Source organism: Bacteroidales bacterium (assembly GCA_021648725.1).
In the GTDB taxonomy this organism is placed as follows: domain Bacteria; phylum Bacteroidota; class Bacteroidia; order Bacteroidales; family JAADGE01; genus JAADGE01.
In genome coordinates this window covers 67,122-82,450 of record JAKISF010000007.1, presented here as the reverse complement: position 1 = coordinate 82,450, position 15,329 = coordinate 67,122, and the positions used below count along the sequence as shown (strand labels likewise).

The 15,329-nt window shown below is 30.7% G+C and carries 12 protein-coding genes; 5 read left to right on the top strand and 7 right to left on the bottom strand.

What is annotated here, in order from left to right; genetic code table 11:
- Positions 1-64: 64 nt before the first annotated feature.
- Positions 65-775: a GW dipeptide domain-containing protein gene (locus tag L3J35_04375; GenBank protein MCF6365419.1), complete on the bottom strand. Its 711-nt coding sequence runs from the start codon at positions 773-775 to the stop codon at positions 65-67.
- 505 nt (positions 776-1,280) lie between these two features.
- Between L3J35_04375 and ccsA the strand changes: the two genes are divergently transcribed.
- Entirely contained in the window at positions 1,281-4,436 is a 3,156-nt protein-coding gene (gene ccsA, locus L3J35_04370) for a cytochrome c biogenesis protein CcsA (GenBank protein MCF6365418.1), read from the top strand.
- A gap of 283 nt (positions 4,437-4,719) precedes the next feature.
- Here ccsA and L3J35_04365 read toward each other — a convergent pair whose 3' ends face one another.
- From L3J35_04365 to L3J35_04355, 3 genes are read right to left on the bottom strand one after another with little or no spacing between them, the layout of a single operon-like run.
- Positions 4,720-7,941 carry a SpoIIE family protein phosphatase gene (locus L3J35_04365; GenBank protein MCF6365417.1) on the bottom strand — a complete coding sequence of 1,074 codons (3,222 nt, stop codon included), beginning with the start codon at positions 7,939-7,941 and terminating at the stop codon, positions 4,720-4,722.
- Positions 7,942-7,994: 53 nt separating this feature from the next.
- Positions 7,995-8,501, bottom strand: a complete 507-nt coding sequence (locus L3J35_04360) for a biotin/lipoyl-binding protein (protein ID MCF6365416.1) — start codon at positions 8,499-8,501, stop codon at positions 7,995-7,997.
- Positions 8,502-8,513: 12 nt separating this feature from the next.
- Positions 8,514-9,215 carry a Crp/Fnr family transcriptional regulator gene (locus L3J35_04355; GenBank protein ID MCF6365415.1) on the bottom strand — a complete coding sequence of 234 codons (702 nt, stop codon included), beginning with the start codon at positions 9,213-9,215 and terminating at the stop codon, positions 8,514-8,516.
- 143 nt (positions 9,216-9,358) lie between these two features.
- On the opposite strand from L3J35_04355, the gene L3J35_04350 reads away from it, so the two are divergent.
- A complete protein-coding gene (locus L3J35_04350) occupies positions 9,359-9,802 on the top strand; it encodes an OsmC family protein (GenBank protein MCF6365414.1) in 444 nt (147 codons plus the stop codon).
- A 35-nt stretch (positions 9,803-9,837) separates the two neighbouring features.
- Here L3J35_04350 and L3J35_04345 read toward each other — a convergent pair whose 3' ends face one another.
- The 3 genes from L3J35_04345 to folE are packed head-to-tail and all read right to left on the bottom strand — an operon-like array spanning position 9,838 to position 12,353.
- On the bottom strand, positions 9,838-10,533 hold the full coding sequence (locus L3J35_04345) for a hypothetical protein (GenBank protein MCF6365413.1): 696 nt from the start codon (positions 10,531-10,533) through the stop codon (positions 9,838-9,840).
- A 30-nt stretch (positions 10,534-10,563) separates the two neighbouring features.
- Positions 10,564-11,667, bottom strand: coding sequence for a pyridoxal phosphate-dependent aminotransferase (locus L3J35_04340; GenBank protein MCF6365412.1), 1,104 nt, complete (start codon positions 11,665-11,667; stop codon positions 10,564-10,566).
- Between the two features lie 50 nt (positions 11,668-11,717).
- Entirely contained in the window at positions 11,718-12,353 is a 636-nt protein-coding gene (folE, locus tag L3J35_04335) for a GTP cyclohydrolase I FolE (GenBank protein ID MCF6365411.1), read from the bottom strand.
- A gap of 69 nt (positions 12,354-12,422) precedes the next feature.
- Between folE and mqnB the strand changes: the two genes are divergently transcribed.
- From mqnB to L3J35_04320, 3 genes are all read left to right on the top strand, one after another.
- The gene (mqnB, locus tag L3J35_04330; protein MCF6365410.1) at positions 12,423-13,112 is read left to right on the top strand and encodes a futalosine hydrolase; all 690 of its coding nucleotides are present in this window, start codon (positions 12,423-12,425) and stop codon (positions 13,110-13,112) included.
- A complete protein-coding gene (locus L3J35_04325) occupies positions 13,109-13,945 on the top strand; it encodes a 1,4-dihydroxy-6-naphthoate synthase (GenBank protein MCF6365409.1) in 837 nt (278 codons plus the stop codon). The genes mqnB and L3J35_04325 overlap by 4 nt, the downstream gene beginning before the upstream one ends.
- A gap of 73 nt (positions 13,946-14,018) precedes the next feature.
- Positions 14,019-15,320, top strand: coding sequence for a peptidoglycan DD-metalloendopeptidase family protein (locus L3J35_04320; protein ID MCF6365408.1), 1,302 nt, complete (start codon positions 14,019-14,021; stop codon positions 15,318-15,320).
- The last annotated feature ends 9 nt before the right edge of the window (positions 15,321-15,329 follow it).

Here is a 15,329-nt window from a genome sequence, read left to right as displayed (position 1 = left end):
AAATCAGTTCACTTAAACGAACTGATTTTTTGCTTTTTAATATTGTTTAAAAAAATTATAAGAGCTACTTCACAGAAGCATCCTCCATAATAATTTTGTAAAAATAGCCATATCCGAAATCTTTATCTAAAGCTATTTTGCCTTCAACAACAATTGTGTCGCCTGTTTTAACAACAGCTTGAGAAGTAATAGTTAAGTCAAATTCTCCGTTAAAATCAGTTCCGTCTTGAAGGTGTATCCAATTTTTCTTCATTATTTGAGGGCTGAATTTAGCAACAACCCCTTTTATTTTAACAGTTTTACCGTTATATTTTTCTTTTTCGGAAAAAAGTTCGCTTATTGATATTCCGCCTTCAATCCCTGAAACCTGAATGTCTTTTTTTCCGATTACCGGTTTTTCATTATGTGTTGTTGAATTATGCGGATTTGTATTTTGTAAAGATTCTTTAACCGGTTCCGGCGTAGTTCTCACAGCATCCAGAAAAAATATTTTATCAAAAGTTCTTTTCAGTTCTTTACTTTCAAAGTTTTCCATCAGCATTCCGCCGTCATAATAATAAACATCTCCTTTGTTTGCTGTCATTTTAGGTACGGCAAGCCATACTTTTTCACCATTCTCATCCACATAAAGATATGTATAGTTGGTTGTTTGAAGAACTTCCGATACAACTACTTTATGAGTATTTATAAGCCCTGTGTTCAATGTTTCTGTTTCATCACTTTGACATGCGGTTAGGGTAAATATAAGTCCGATAGTCAGAAAAAATAACCTCATTGTTAAATAGTTTAAGTTTAATAAAAAATTGAACCACAAAATTAATAATAAAAACTGATATTACTATATAATTGGTATTACAATTTTTGCAAATTATGATATTCAGATGAGAAACTGCTATTTTCACAAATTTGTTATATTTATTTTTGATTGTAGCCCAATGTATTCATATCAATAAACTTAAAGTGTACACTTTTGTTGTTTGTACAAGTAACGGTCGGTTAATCAGCTACATATCCCGTTTGCAGAAACTTCGAAAAGTTTTGCTGAAATTACTTACATTCAACCGATAACACACATGTCAATGATAATTGTCAGAAATTTATATGTTTCTAAACAAGATTATACAGCATCTTTAAGAGTTTTGAATTAAGCAGTTTTAATTAGTATTTTTTTTTATTTTTGAGGCGTTATTAAAGTAAGGATTAAAATTGTGCTTGCAACTAATAAATTGCAATATCCTTAATATTTTATTACTTATATTAAAAATTTTAAAACAATAAATATGAAAAAAATAGGAGATATACTTTTTTCGAGAAAATTAACTCTGACTTTACTTACTGTTTTTGCTTTTGCAATAGGTATTGCAACTTTTGTTGAAGATAAATATGATACAATAACAGCAAAAATGCTGATTTATAATGCAAGGTGGATGGAACTTCTTTTGTTCTTATTGGCGGTTAACCTTATTGGTATTGTATTCAGAAGAAAACTATACAAAAAAGAAAAGTTAACAATATTAATGTTTCATTTAGGATTTATTTTTATGATTTTTGGCGCGGGAATTACCAGATATATCGGGTATGAAGGCAGTATGCACATCAGAGAGGGGCAAGCATCAAATGTTATATATTCATCCGAAACAGTTTTGAGAATAATGCCCGATGTAAACAGTCCCGAATTAGTTGAAGATATTCCGGCAAATGAGCGATTAATTACTTCCGAACCGTTTAATTATACTTTTAATGTTCCCGGTAAAGGCAATGTGAAAATTAGTGCAAAAAAATATATTCACAGTGCTGTTGAGAATATTTCCGAGAACGTTTCGGACGGTGTTGACATGCTTGAAATAAGGGTTGCTACACATGAGGGAACAATTCCGGATTTATTAAAAGATAAGGAAAGTAAACAAATCGGAAATTTTAATATTTCATTTAATAAAGATGCTTCAAATACCGTTAATGTTAATGAAGTTGAAGGGAAACTGATGATTTCTGCTCCCTATGATTTATATCTTACAACAATGAGCGGAGAAATTGAAGATTCAATAAGTACAGGTAATTCGGAGGCATTAATTTTCAACCATGTTTATAAAGCAAATGATATTTTATTTTTATTTGTGAAACACTATAAAAAAGCAAAAAAACAACTGGTTGACGGAAATCCAGATTCTAATCATCCGAATGCAATTATTGCAGACATTAGCTATAAAGGTGTTAACCATGAAATTGAAATTTTCGGAGGAGATGGGTTTATTGCAAATTTTAAAGATTATAATATAGATGATTTATCGTTTAAATTGGCATACGGAAACAAACCTATAGAAATTCCTTTTTCTATTTATTTAGAAGATTTTATTTTAGAACGTTACCCGGGCTCTAACAGCCCATCTTCTTTTGAAAGTGATGTAATACTAATTGATAACAGAAAAAACATGAGAGAAAATCATAAAATTTACATGAATAATATCTTGGATTATGGCGGATATCGATTTTTCCAGTCATCTTATGACAGGGACGAATTAGGCACAATACTTTCTGTAAGTCATGACAGGGCAGGTACACTGGTTACATATTTCAGTTATATATTATTGTGTTTAGGATTTATTGCTACTCTCTTAAATAAAAAATCCAGATTCGGCATTTTAGGCAAAAAAATCAGAAAAACCCGTATTGAAAGAAAAGCAATAACAACAATTGCTTTAATTATCGGATTAAGCACCGCCGGGTTTTCGCAATCAACAACACAAATGCCGGTTAATAAAGATCATGCTGATAAGTTCGGGCATTTAATTGTACAAACATACGACGGGCGTTTTGAGCCTGTTCATACCTTAGCCTATGATGTTCTTCATAAAATATATAAAAAGAATTCAATAAATGTTGAAGGAAAAGGTAAGCTAAATGCTATGCAATTTTATATGGATTTAATGCTTGACAGTGAATTCTGGAAAACACAGAAAATAATTTTTATAAAAGAGCCTTCAATAAGAAACCTTGTCGGAATAACCGGAAAATATGCTTCTTATGTAGATTTTTTTGATAATAATAATCATTATAAACTTGATGCTTTTTCGGAAGCGGCCTATATGAAAAGTAAAGCAGAGCAGAATAAGTTTGATAAAGAGATTATGAAAGTTAATGAACGGCTGAATATTTTGTTAATGACTTTCAGCGGCAGTATGCTGAAAATTTTCCACGACCAAGATTCAAACAATCATAAATGGGTAAGTCTTGAAGATTCGGCGGCATACAGACCTCTTACGGGAAGTATCAGTATAATTAACGAAGATTTACAATTAAATACGCTTACTTACAGCAACATCTTTCAATTATATCTGCACGAAGTTTCAATGGCAACACAAACAAACAATTACTCTCGGGCAGATCAAATATTAGATTATATAAATCAAATACAGCGACAAACCGGTTCAGGAGAAGTTATTCCTTCGGAAGCAAAAATTAATACAGAAATTCATTATAATAAAGCTCGAATTTTTGTAATGCTGAAATATGTGTATATGATTTTAAGTGTAATTATTTTGTTACTTGCATTTGCAGATCATCTGAAAGTAAAGAAAAGCAAAGCTCTGACATATACGCTTAACTTTTTCATTATTCTTTTAGCCGGAGGATTTATTTACCACACTTACGGCTTGGTTTTAAGGTGGTATTTGTCCGGCCATGCACCTTGGAGTAACGGATATGAAGCATTAGTATTTGTAGCTTGGGGAGGATTATTAGCAGGATTCAGTTTTATGCGATATTCTAAAATTACACTTGCTGCAACAGCTTTATTGGCATTTTTTATTATGTTAACTGCCGGTTTCAGCAGCTACGACCCCCAATTAACAAATCTTCAACCTGTTTTAAAATCTTATTGGTTAATTGTTCACGTTGCAGTTATTGTAATAAGCTACGGATTTTTAGGATTAGGCTTTATTTTGGGCTTAATGAATTTATTCATATATCTGTTTAAAAATAAGAACAATGCTGCTAAGTTAGATTTAACTATAAAAGATTTGACCAATATTAATGAAATGAACTTAATAATAGGAATTGTTTTAGCTACACTTGGTACATTTTTAGGAGCCGTTTGGGCAAACGAGTCTTGGGGGCGTTATTGGGGCTGGGATGCCAAAGAAACGTGGGCATTAATAATATTGATGGTATATGCTGTTGTTTTACACTTAAGGTTAGTTCCCGGATTAAATAAAGCTTTTATTTTTAATACAGCATCAGTAATTGCATTCGGAAGCGTTATTATGACCTTCTTCGGCGTAAATTACTATTTTTCAAAAGGCTTGCATAGCTATGCTTCCGGAAGTAAAGCCAGCCTTCCTTTGTGGGCAATAATTTTAGTGCTCATGATATTTCTTATTATTCTGGGAGCTTACTTTAAACACAGGAAATATAAAAATGTTAGTGAAGAAACAAAATAGTATAATTTACGGAATTATATTTTGAAAAAGGACTCCTCCTTATTTCAAACAATTAAAAAGCGTAGTTTTCAACTACGCTTTTTAATTGTTTTTTGTCTTGAAATAAATTGATACAATGTCGAAATGAATATATTATTTCAAAATCTCATCCTTTCTTTGCTTTCTGTAACTTATTTCTGCGGTTAAACTCAGCGTATAATTTTTTTGACAGTTTGCAAGACCTTTTTTCCTAAGCTTGTAATTGCAGTGGAAATCAAACCGATATAAGACAATTAGCTTGCTTTTACAGTTTAATTCTTATTCCCATAACCAAGATATCATCGACCTGTTCTAATTGTCCTCGCCAACTGTTTATAACTCTTTTTAAATTATTTTTTTGTTCTTCAACAGGCAGCCTGTAATTGTTTAAGAGCATATGGCGAAACCTTCTGTATTTAAATTTTTTCTCGTCCGGACCTCCGAACTGGTCAACATAGCCGTCTGAAAACAGATAAATCATATCCATATCTTGTACTTCAATAGTATGATTTTTAAAATGACCGTAATTTGTTGTAACAGGAGATATTGAAAATCTGTTACCTTTTATTTCAATAATATTATCATCTCTGATTATAAATAACTGATTTATTGCACCTGCATATTCAATTATATTATCTTTTTTATGAATTGCTATCATACTTATGTCCATTCCGTCTTTTAATTCCCCGGAAAGTTCATCTTTTCTGAAAATACTTGCAACATCTCTATTTAGTCTGTCCAGGATTTCTCCGGGGGTATCAATTCCTTGGTTGATAATATTTCGCAATAAATCTAATCCTACAATTGACATAAATGCCCCGGGTACACCATGCCCGGTACAATCAACAGCAGCAACAAAAACTTTATCTTTACTTTCATCTACCCAGTAGAAATCTCCGCTGACAATTTCTTTTGACATAAACAAAACAAAGGAGTCCGGGATTAATTTTTTAACAAATTGTTTTGTGGGTAAAAGGGCATCTATAATTCGGGATGCATATCGCATACTTTCGGCAATATTATTATTTTTAATTGATAAAAGTTCTCTTTGTTTTTCTACCTCTTTTGCTACAATTTGTTTTTCGTTTAATATTTTGTTTTCTTTCCTTATTTCTTTGTTGTAAATAAAAAATCCGCCGAGAACTAAGAATATAACAAACGCAACATAAAAAATATATGCTGAAGTTGTTTGCCACCAAGGAGCTGATATATGTATTATAAGGGTAACCGGATTAATGTTCCAATAATTGTCACTGTTTGCTCCTATTAATTTTAACGTATATGTTCCGGGGGATAGCTGAAAGAAGTTAATTGAATTTTTTGTTCCTAAATCAATCCAGTTTTCGTTTGCCTCTTCAATTTTGTATTTGAACTTATTTTTGTCGGGATGTGTGTATTCGGGAACAGCAAAGTTTATATCGAAACTGCTTTCTTTATATGTCAAAAATACTTCATTGTTATTTCCTATTAACACCTCTTCTTTTCCTTTTTGGGTGCGTTTTACAAATTTTGTTATAAGAGGTTTGGGAGCAACAAGATTTTTTGTCAGATTTTTCAATTTTATGGAATTTAAACCATTTAACCCTCCCCAAAATATTTCATTAATAGTATCTGCGGAATATACAGCACCTATATTAAATTCATAACCTTGTAAGTTATCATCTTGAGAGAAGTTTATTACCTCTTCTGTTTTTATGTTAAATTTGGCAATTCCTTTATTTGTGCTCAGCCAAAGATTATTTAAGTTGTCTTCTGCTATCGTATATATAAAATCATTACTAAAACCATGACTTTTAGAAGTGTAAAAAATGAAAGAATCTTTTTCGGGAATATATTTGTTTAAACCGGTTCCTGTTCCCACCCAAAGAGTTTGGTCTGAACTTTCAAAAACAGTTAAAACCGAATTATCGCTAATTTTTTTATTGTCTTTTGTATAGTTTATAAATGTGTTTGTTTTTGGGTTAAGCTTACTTAAGCCGTGAAGCGTTGCAACCCAAATTTCTCCGTTTTTTCGTTTTATTGATTTAAAAACATCATTTGCGACTAAGCTGTTAACTGTTCCGTCTTTTTTGTATGTTTTGATTTTTCCGTTACTGTATTTTAGTAAACCGTTTAATGTTGAAAACCAAATATCTCCGCTGTCAAAAAACATACTTGAAATTCTGTTATTTTTAAAATATCCGTTAAAGTCTTTATTCACATATTTTGAAAAGGGAATAAAACTTTTGCTAAATTTATTATAAATAAAAGGACCGTTACTGGTTCCTACCCAAATGTTTCCTTTTTCATCTGCTGTAATACAATGAATATTATTATCCGTAAGAAGAGAATTATCTTTATTATATATCTTAACTTGGTTTGTTTTTCTGTTGAATATATTTAAGCCGAAAGCTCTTGTTCCCAACCAAATTTCTTCTGTTTCTGCATCATAGTAAATAGAATAAATTGTATTAGAAGAAAAATTAATTGAACTGTTTTTTCCTTTACGGTATAAGTTAAAATGTTTTTTCTTAGAGTCAATTTTAAAAATGCCGTAATCAGAACAAACCCAGATAATATCAGAGTTATCCTGCATTATCCCGGAAACATTGCCGACATTAACTTCGTCTGAAATATAATTGTCAAGTTTGAAAGATTCGAAATAATTATTCTCCGGTTTTTTGTACATTAAACCATACTCGGTACCTATCCAGACATTACTGTTGTTGTCTTTATGGATTGCCCTGACATTTAATATGTTTTTTTGAACTGTGAATTTATTAAACTTTTCTGTTGTCGGGTTAAAGGTATAAACTCCGTTTTTTGTTCCCACCCAGTATTTTTCTTGGTTTTCAAAATATACTGAAAAAACTTCATTATTCCCGGATTTTTTATCAAATTTATATGTATTAAACTCTTTTGTTTTATGATTAAATTTTATTAATCCGTCTTTAGAGCCGGACCAAAAATTATGGTCTGAGTCTTCTAAAATCGAAAAGTAGTTATAATCACTTATAAAGCCGTCTCCTTTTTCAGTTTGTTTATATTCCAGGAATTCATTTTTTTCGGGGTTATAACGAATAATTCCGTCAATAGTTCTCAGCCACAATATTCCTGAGGCATCTTCTTTAACGGCTTTAATGTTTGTAGAATATACAGATTGGGTATGGTTTTTATTTCTTATTACAGTGGAGAAGTGATTTGTTTTATAATCAAATTTTTCCAATCCTTCATTTGTAACAACCCATAGAATTGTATCTTTTGAGCCCTCAATGTCAATTACATAATTGTTTGATAATGAATTCTCATCATTCGGGTCTTGTCTGAATGTAATAAATTCATATCCGTCAAACCTGTTCAATCCGTCTTGAGTTGCAATCCAAATATATCCGAATTTATCTTGAAAAATACTGTTTGTAAAATTTTGGGAAAGTCCGTCATTAATAGAATAATGTTGAACGCTGATTTGATCTATTTGTGCTGAAGAGTTATTGAAAAGAAATAACAAAGCACTAAATATATATATGCTGAAAGACCTATGCATAAACAAAAATATATTGGTTATTCAAATGTAACTAATACTTGATTTTTTTCAACAGAATTGCCTTTTTCTACAATTATATCTTTAATAATTGCATCATGTTCGGCTTTTAAATTATTTTCCATTTTCATTGCTTCCAAAATTAATAAATTATCTCCTTTTTGAATTGTATCTCCAATTTTAATTATAATTTCGGTTACTAATCCCGGCATTGGTGCTTTTAGGTCTTTATTTTTTTTGTTTTCTTTATTTTGAATTCCCATCTCTTTGAGCAATTTATCTAACTCGTCGGTTATCTTAACTTCAAATGTTTTTTGATTAACTTTTAAAATTACTCTTTTCTCAATATTATCAATTGATATAATATCAACATTATAGGATTTAAGGTTATTTATTATATGAAACGATTTGTTATTATTTTTAATAACATTTATCTCAAAACGCTCATCAGATATTGTACCTTTACTCAAAAGTTCATTGCTAAACTTAATATTAAATTTTTTATTATTTATCTCGGCAGTAAACATAAAATATTTTTTTTAATATATTTCCGAAAGTCTTTTTAATTTTGGGATATCAAGTAATTTTATCTTTCGTTTATTTAATTCAATAAGTTTATCTTTTTTAAATTCTGACAGAAGTCTGATAACAGATTCTGTTGCTGTTCCTACAATTCCGGCAAGTTCCTCTCGTGTCAAAAATATATTTAATTCGCCTTCTTTATTTATACCGAAGCTTTCGTTTAATAAAAGCAAAATTTCGGCCAATCGTTCTCGAACATTTTTTTGAGCAATATCTAAAATATATTGATTTGCATATCCTAGTTCTATGCAGGATAGTTTCATAACACTCATTGAAAAGCCTGAGTTTTCTTTTAAAAGTTTAAGGAAATGGGCTGCAGGAATAAAACACAAAGAACAATCTTCAATTACTTTTGTAGAGGTGCAAGCAGAATCTTCGGATAAAATTGCCCTGAAGCCGAAAATCTCTCCTTTTTTTGAAAACCTTATTATTTGCTCTTTTCCGTCATTCCCTGTTTTATAGTGCTTAACAATTCCGCTGTTTATACAATAAATGCCGGTTACCCGTCCTTGTTCACTATATATAACCTCTCCCTTTTTATAAGTATTGCAATTTTTTATGTATGATAAAACATCAAGTTCATCTTTTGTTAAATGCCTAAAAATGTCATTGCTGACAAAGCAAGTTTCACAAATCGGTATTTTATCCTTGTCTATCATTTTAAAAAGTTTGACAAAAATAAGAATTTTAATTTTGTGCAGAATTTTATTTTGGGTTATTTTGCATAAATTTAGAAATCTAAACATAAACATACAAGTATTTGTTAAGAATAATTGAAATATAACAACTGAATTAATAAATTATGAGTGAAAAAATAAAAACAGTTTGGAAAGGTAATATGGCATTTGAATGGGAGGTAAACGGCCATAAAGTAATGATTGATGCAACGGATAAAGTAGGAGGAGAAAACAGGGGACCCAGGCCAAAGCCGTTTATGTTGGCTGCCCTCGGAGGTTGTACGGGTATGGATGTTGTATCTATATTAAAAAAAATGAGAGTAACAGATATGCTGTCAGATTTTAATGTTGAAGTTTCAGGAGAGTTGACGGATGAACACCCTAAACACTTTATATCAATGCATGTTGCCTATATTTTTACACCAAAAGACGGTGAAGAATTGCCGACAGCAAAACTTGAAAAAGCAATTAATTTATCAGAAGAAAGATATTGCGGTGTAAGTGAGGTGTATAAGAAAGCAGGTATTAAAATGACCTCAGAAATAATTATTAACAAAAATAATTTCTAAGAATTATATACACTTTATAGTCTGAAGCAGATTAATCAGAAATTAATTTCAACAATATTATTTGCTGTAACATTAACCGGAGAAGGATATATTTGTGCTGTTGATAAATTATCAAACTTAACCTTACAAAACCAATTATTTTTTGCAGGTACGGCTAGTAAAAAAGTATCGTTAGAACTTGTAACATCGCAATGCCTGTGATGCAGAAACTCTTCGCTAATTATATTGTTTTTTATTACGCCTATAGTGCAATGTCCTGTATTTGAGAAGCTTGCTTTAATTACTCCGGAGTCTTTAATTTCAAAGTTAATATTTTTAATTTCGCCGTCAACACTTATTTGTATTGCTTCGCCGTTTTCGAAAGTATAATCGCCGTAACATCCTATAGGGTCTGCATACACACCGTTAATTAATGTTTCATTTGCAGTCGGACCTGCTGAATTTCCTGAATTATCAATGTCCATAAAAGCAGATAAATACAAATCTCCGGCATAAGCCCCTAAATCAATAATATAACTTCCGGCATCTGAAACAGAAGTTGCAAAATCGGGTGTGCCTATTGCTTTTGTATTTGATTTATACCCTCTTATGTAAATTGTTCTGTTTTGTCCGACATAAACACCGTTATATGATATTACACCTGAAACAGAATTTGTAATGTTTTCATTTTTATTGCAAGATGTTATCAGCCCTAAAACTACTGAGAATATAAACAGAAAATAAATTTTCATAATTGTATGAGTTTTGTGTGTTAAACTACACTATAATTTGTTAAAAAAGCTAACGAATTTTTCTTTTGGGGCTGAAACGCAAATTCTTGAATATTTTCCAACATCTATATCTGTTCGTTTTGTAAAATAATTTAAAGGAACGCTGCCTATTTTTTTTGATTTTAACTCATCAAAAGATTTATTAACTATTACAAAAATTCCGACAGGTGTTTTATTACTGTAAAATTCTTCTGCAAGTATCTTTTTTTTCTGTAATAGCTTTATATTTTCTTTTATGTCCTTTGTTGTTTTTATTTTGAAATCTGTTGCTGCTTTTTTGCCTTCAGGTGTTGTTAGTATTTTTTCAACTAAAATTTGAGCAAAAGCATTAACTCCGTTTCCGGAATATAATAATCGAACAGCAAATTCATTGTTAAAATTTGTATCTCTACAATACATAAACCCTATGCGTTGTCCGCTTAAACCAATTGATTTACTGAAACTTTCAGTTATAATTACATTGTCGTAGTTCAATAAATTTTCATATAAAGTATCTGTTTTGTCATAAAAAAGTCTTCTGTAAGGTCCGTCCCAAATTACAATTGTATTTTGTTTTGCCAATAAACCCAAAAGTTCAAAAAGCTCTTTATCATCAACTTTGCTGCCGGTAGGGTTGTTAGGGTCGCAAATTATTACGGCAGAATTATTATAATTTTTATAGTTTGCTTTTAACTCTTTAAATCCTTCATAAAATAATTGCTTTTTTCCTGCAATTTTTAAAGCATTTGTATATGCTCCCCAATAAAGAGAATGTGTATAAACTTTTTTTATGTTTAGTGTTTGAAAAACAAGCGAAAGTGAGTTCATTCCGCCCGATGTAATAAAAATATTATCATTTGATGTTTTTCCGGCAAAGAATTCTTCGTTGATTGCTTTCCTCAACGACAACATTCCTTTTGAATGCGGATAATATTGAATGGTATCTGAATTAAAATCAATCATCGGAATTATTTTTGACAAATCAATATTTTCAACCTGATTAATTCCTCTGTTTAAATAAAGAAATTCTTTACCGGTTTTTCTGCTTTCTTCTCTTAACTCTTCTCCAATTCTTACAATGGCTGAAAATTTTGCACCGCTTTTTGATGTTTTCATGAAAAATAAATAAAACGATATGATTAATGTGCCTAATATCAAAAAGAATATCAGATTAACTTTGCTCCTATTAAATGAATAAATTCTTCTCTTGTTTTTGCATTATTAAACGCACCCGTAAAAGCAGAGGTTGTAGTAACCGAATTTTGTTTTTGAATTCCTCTTATTCTCATGCACATGTGGGCAGCTTCAATAACAACTGCAACACCAAGAGGTTCAAGAGTTTCTTCAATAGTATCTCTTATTTGCATTGTTAAACGTTCTTGAACCTGTAATCTTCTTGAGTAAGTTTCTACAACTCTTGCAATTTTACTTAATCCGGTAATCAATCCGTTCGGAATATATGCAACATGAGCTTTTCCATAAAAAGGTAACATATGATGTTCGCACATTGAATATAAATCAATATCTTTTACGATTACCATTTCGCTGTAATCCTCTTTAAACAAGGCACTTTTAATGATTTTAGCCGGATCTGAATTATAACCTTTCGACATAAATTGCATTGCTTTTGCAACACGTTCAGGAGTATTCTCAAGACCTTCTCTTTCTGCATCTTCTCCCAACAGCCCTAAAATGGCTTGATAGTGTTCAGCTATTTTTTTTGTTGTTTCATCATTATACGAATCTATTCTTACATAACCGAAATCTTCATCAATGCCGGTTCCTTTGCTTATTATTTTCATTATATTTTTTTTAAGCTGATATTTAAATAATTTTGTAAAAATAAAACAATTCATAATCAATAAAGTATTTTGAAAAGAAAAAAGGAAATATTAATTGTATTTGCAACAAATTCAGAAGCATATCCATTCTTAAAAGAAGTTAGAAATAAGAATTATTCTGTTAAGAACGATAATGAGTTTTTTACTGATAATTTGAATGTTAAAATATTAATTTCGGGAATAGGAATGTCTGCAACAACTTATTCTTTGACAAAAACAATAAGTAAAAAAAAGTATGATTTAGTTATTAATGCAGGTATTTGCGGCAGTTTTAATGATGATATTTGCATAGGAGATTCTGTAAGTGTAATTCTTGACGAGTTTGGCGATATCGGAGTTACCGACGATGATAATTCCTTTAAAACTTTATTTGATGAAGGTTTGCTAAAACATAACACAAGACCTTTTATTAATGGAAAACTATACAGTTCAACTCAGCAACAAGTTGATACTGAGCTTCCAAAAGTCACAGCAATTACAGTAAATGCAAGTTCAGGCAATAAAAAACAAATAAAACATCGTATAAATAAATTTAATCCGGATATTGAAACGATGGAGGGTGCAGCTGTTGCATATGTTTGTTTAAAAGAAAAGGCAGATTTTTTACAAATCAGAACAGTTTCTAATAAAGTTGAAGAAAGAAATAAAGAGAATTGGAATATTCCTTTAGCACTAAAAAATTTGTCACAAGAGTTGTTAAATATATTATCAAAAATATGAAATTAAGTCTTGGTTTTTCAACCTGCCCTAACGACACCTTCATTTTTGATGCCGCCGTTCATCATAAAATAGATACCGAAGGAATTCAATTCGAGTTAATTTTGGCTGATGTTGAAGAATTAAATAAAAAAGCATTTGAAGGAAAAATTGATATTACAAAATTAAGTTATCATGCTTATTCTTATGCAGCAGAAAACTATGTTTTGCTTAATTCAGGAAGTGCATTGGGAAATAATAACGGACCTTTGCTTATCAGCAAAAAAAAGATTTATCGGAATGAGGTCAATGATTTAAAAATTGCAATTCCCGGCAAATTTACGACAGCAAATTTACTTCTCGGAATTGCATATCCTAAGGCAAAAAATAAAATTCCTTATTTATTTTCTGATATTGAAGATGCCGTTAACGATGAAGAAGTTGATGCAGGACTTATTATTCATGAAAACCGGTTTACTTATGAAGCAAAAGGTTTAAAAAAGATTATTGATTTAGGAGAATTTTGGGAAAATATGACAAAAACACCGATACCTCTCGGCGGAATCGTTATAAACAGGAAACATCCTCCGGAATTGCAATTAAAAATAAGCAATATAATTAAAACAAGCATTGAATTTGCATATAAAAACCCGGAATCAAGCTTAAGCTATATAAAACAATATGCACAAGAAATGAATGCAGAAATAATGAAAAAACATATTGATTTATATGTAAATAATTTTTCACTTGATTTGGGAAAAGTCGGAAAGAATGCCGTTAAAACTTTATATAATGAAGCATCCGAAAGAGATTTAATTCCTGAAATATTAGATGAGATTTTTATAAAATCAACCTAAAATAGTAAATCAGAGAGTAATAAAATTAACTTTGTCGGTTTTTAAGGAAAAAAGAAAAATCAAAAACAGAAGAATGAAGAAAGGAATTATAATTATTTTTTTAATTGCAGCAATAGGCGTGAGCGGTTATTATCTTTATAATCAGACAAGTAATAAGAACAAAGATAACACTTCAACAAATATCGTAATACCTGAACCGGTTAAAGAAAACAAATTATACGGTTTAAGTGCTGATACATTTTTAATAGAAACAAGCAAGGTAGAACCCGGAATGTTTTTGGGAACTTTATTTGAAAAATATAATGTAATGAATAAACTTCATTCAATAGTTAAAAAAACAGAAGGTCTTTTTGATGTAAGAAAAATTAGAAGAGGGCAAAAATATGCCGTTTTTTTTTCAAAAGATACATCAAAAACCGTTAATTATATTGTTTACGAAAAAAATAAAACTGATTATGTTGTATTTGATTTAAACGACAGCTTAAATGTTTATACCGGTAAGAAAAAAGTAGAAATAAAAGTTAATGAAACCGGAGGTATAATAAAATCTTCTTTATGGTTTGCAATGGAAGATGCCGGAGTTAAACCGATTTTAGCAAATGATTTATCGGAAATTTATGCTTGGTCAATAGATTTTTTCGGCTTACAAAAAGGCGACAGGTTCAAAATAATTTATGAAGAAAAATTTGTAAACGATACATCCATCGGTTACGGAAAAATACTTGCAGCATATTTTGAGCATTATAACGACAGCATATATGCAATTCCCTACACACAAGACAGTACGCAAAGTTTTTATGATTTGGAAGGAAACAGCCTGAAAAAAGCATTTTTAAAAGCACCTCTTAAATTTTCCAGAATAAGCTCAGGCTTTTCGTATGCACGAAAACATCCCATATTAAAAATTGTAAGACCTCATTTAGGGGTAGATTATTCTGCTCCTTTCGGAACACCGGTATTTGCTTTAGGCGACGGAACAGTTATACATGCAGCATATACCGGCGGTGCCGGGAACTATATTAAAATAAGACACAACAGCGTTTATACAACAGGCTATATGCACTTAAAAGGTTATGCAAGCGGTATTCGTTCCGGCGTAAGAGTAACACAAGGACAACTTATCGGATATGTCGGAAGTACAGGCTTATCAACAGGTCCGCATTTAGATTTCAGGGTATGGAAAAACGGAAAACCGACAAACCCACTTCATATTGAAGCACCTCCGGTTGAACCGATTAAAGAAGAAAATAAGGAAGCATTTAATAAAACAATTCCTGTTTTCAAAAAATGGTTGGATAAAATTGAATATAAAGTTACCGGGCAGGATACATCTTTAATGGATACTTGTGACTCTACAAGTATTCTGAGAAAATAACGATTCTGT

What these genes read in the sequence shown, in the direction of transcription:
- L3J35_04375 (MCF6365419.1), bottom strand. Translation starts at nt 775, where the DNA reads ATGAGGTTATTTTTTCTGACTATCGGACTTATATTTACCCTAACCGCA.
- ccsA (MCF6365418.1), top strand. Translation starts at nt 1,281, where the DNA reads ATGAAAAAAATAGGAGATATACTTTTTTCGAGAAAATTAACTCTGACT.
- L3J35_04360 (MCF6365416.1), bottom strand. Translation starts at nt 8,501, where the DNA reads ATGTTTACTGCCGAGATAAATAATAAAAAATTTAATATTAAGTTTAGC.
- L3J35_04355 (MCF6365415.1), bottom strand. Translation starts at nt 9,215, where the DNA reads ATGATAGACAAGGATAAAATACCGATTTGTGAAACTTGCTTTGTCAGC.
- L3J35_04350 (MCF6365414.1), top strand. Translation starts at nt 9,359, where the DNA reads ATGAGTGAAAAAATAAAAACAGTTTGGAAAGGTAATATGGCATTTGAA.
- L3J35_04345 (MCF6365413.1), bottom strand. Translation starts at nt 10,533, where the DNA reads ATGAAAATTTATTTTCTGTTTATATTCTCAGTAGTTTTAGGGCTGATA.
- L3J35_04340 (MCF6365412.1), bottom strand. Translation starts at nt 11,667, where the DNA reads ATGAAAACATCAAAAAGCGGTGCAAAATTTTCAGCCATTGTAAGAATT.
- folE (MCF6365411.1), bottom strand. Translation starts at nt 12,353, where the DNA reads ATGAAAATAATAAGCAAAGGAACCGGCATTGATGAAGATTTCGGTTAT.
- L3J35_04325 (MCF6365409.1), top strand. Translation starts at nt 13,109, where the DNA reads ATGAAATTAAGTCTTGGTTTTTCAACCTGCCCTAACGACACCTTCATT.
- L3J35_04320 (MCF6365408.1), top strand. Translation starts at nt 14,019, where the DNA reads ATGAAGAAAGGAATTATAATTATTTTTTTAATTGCAGCAATAGGCGTG.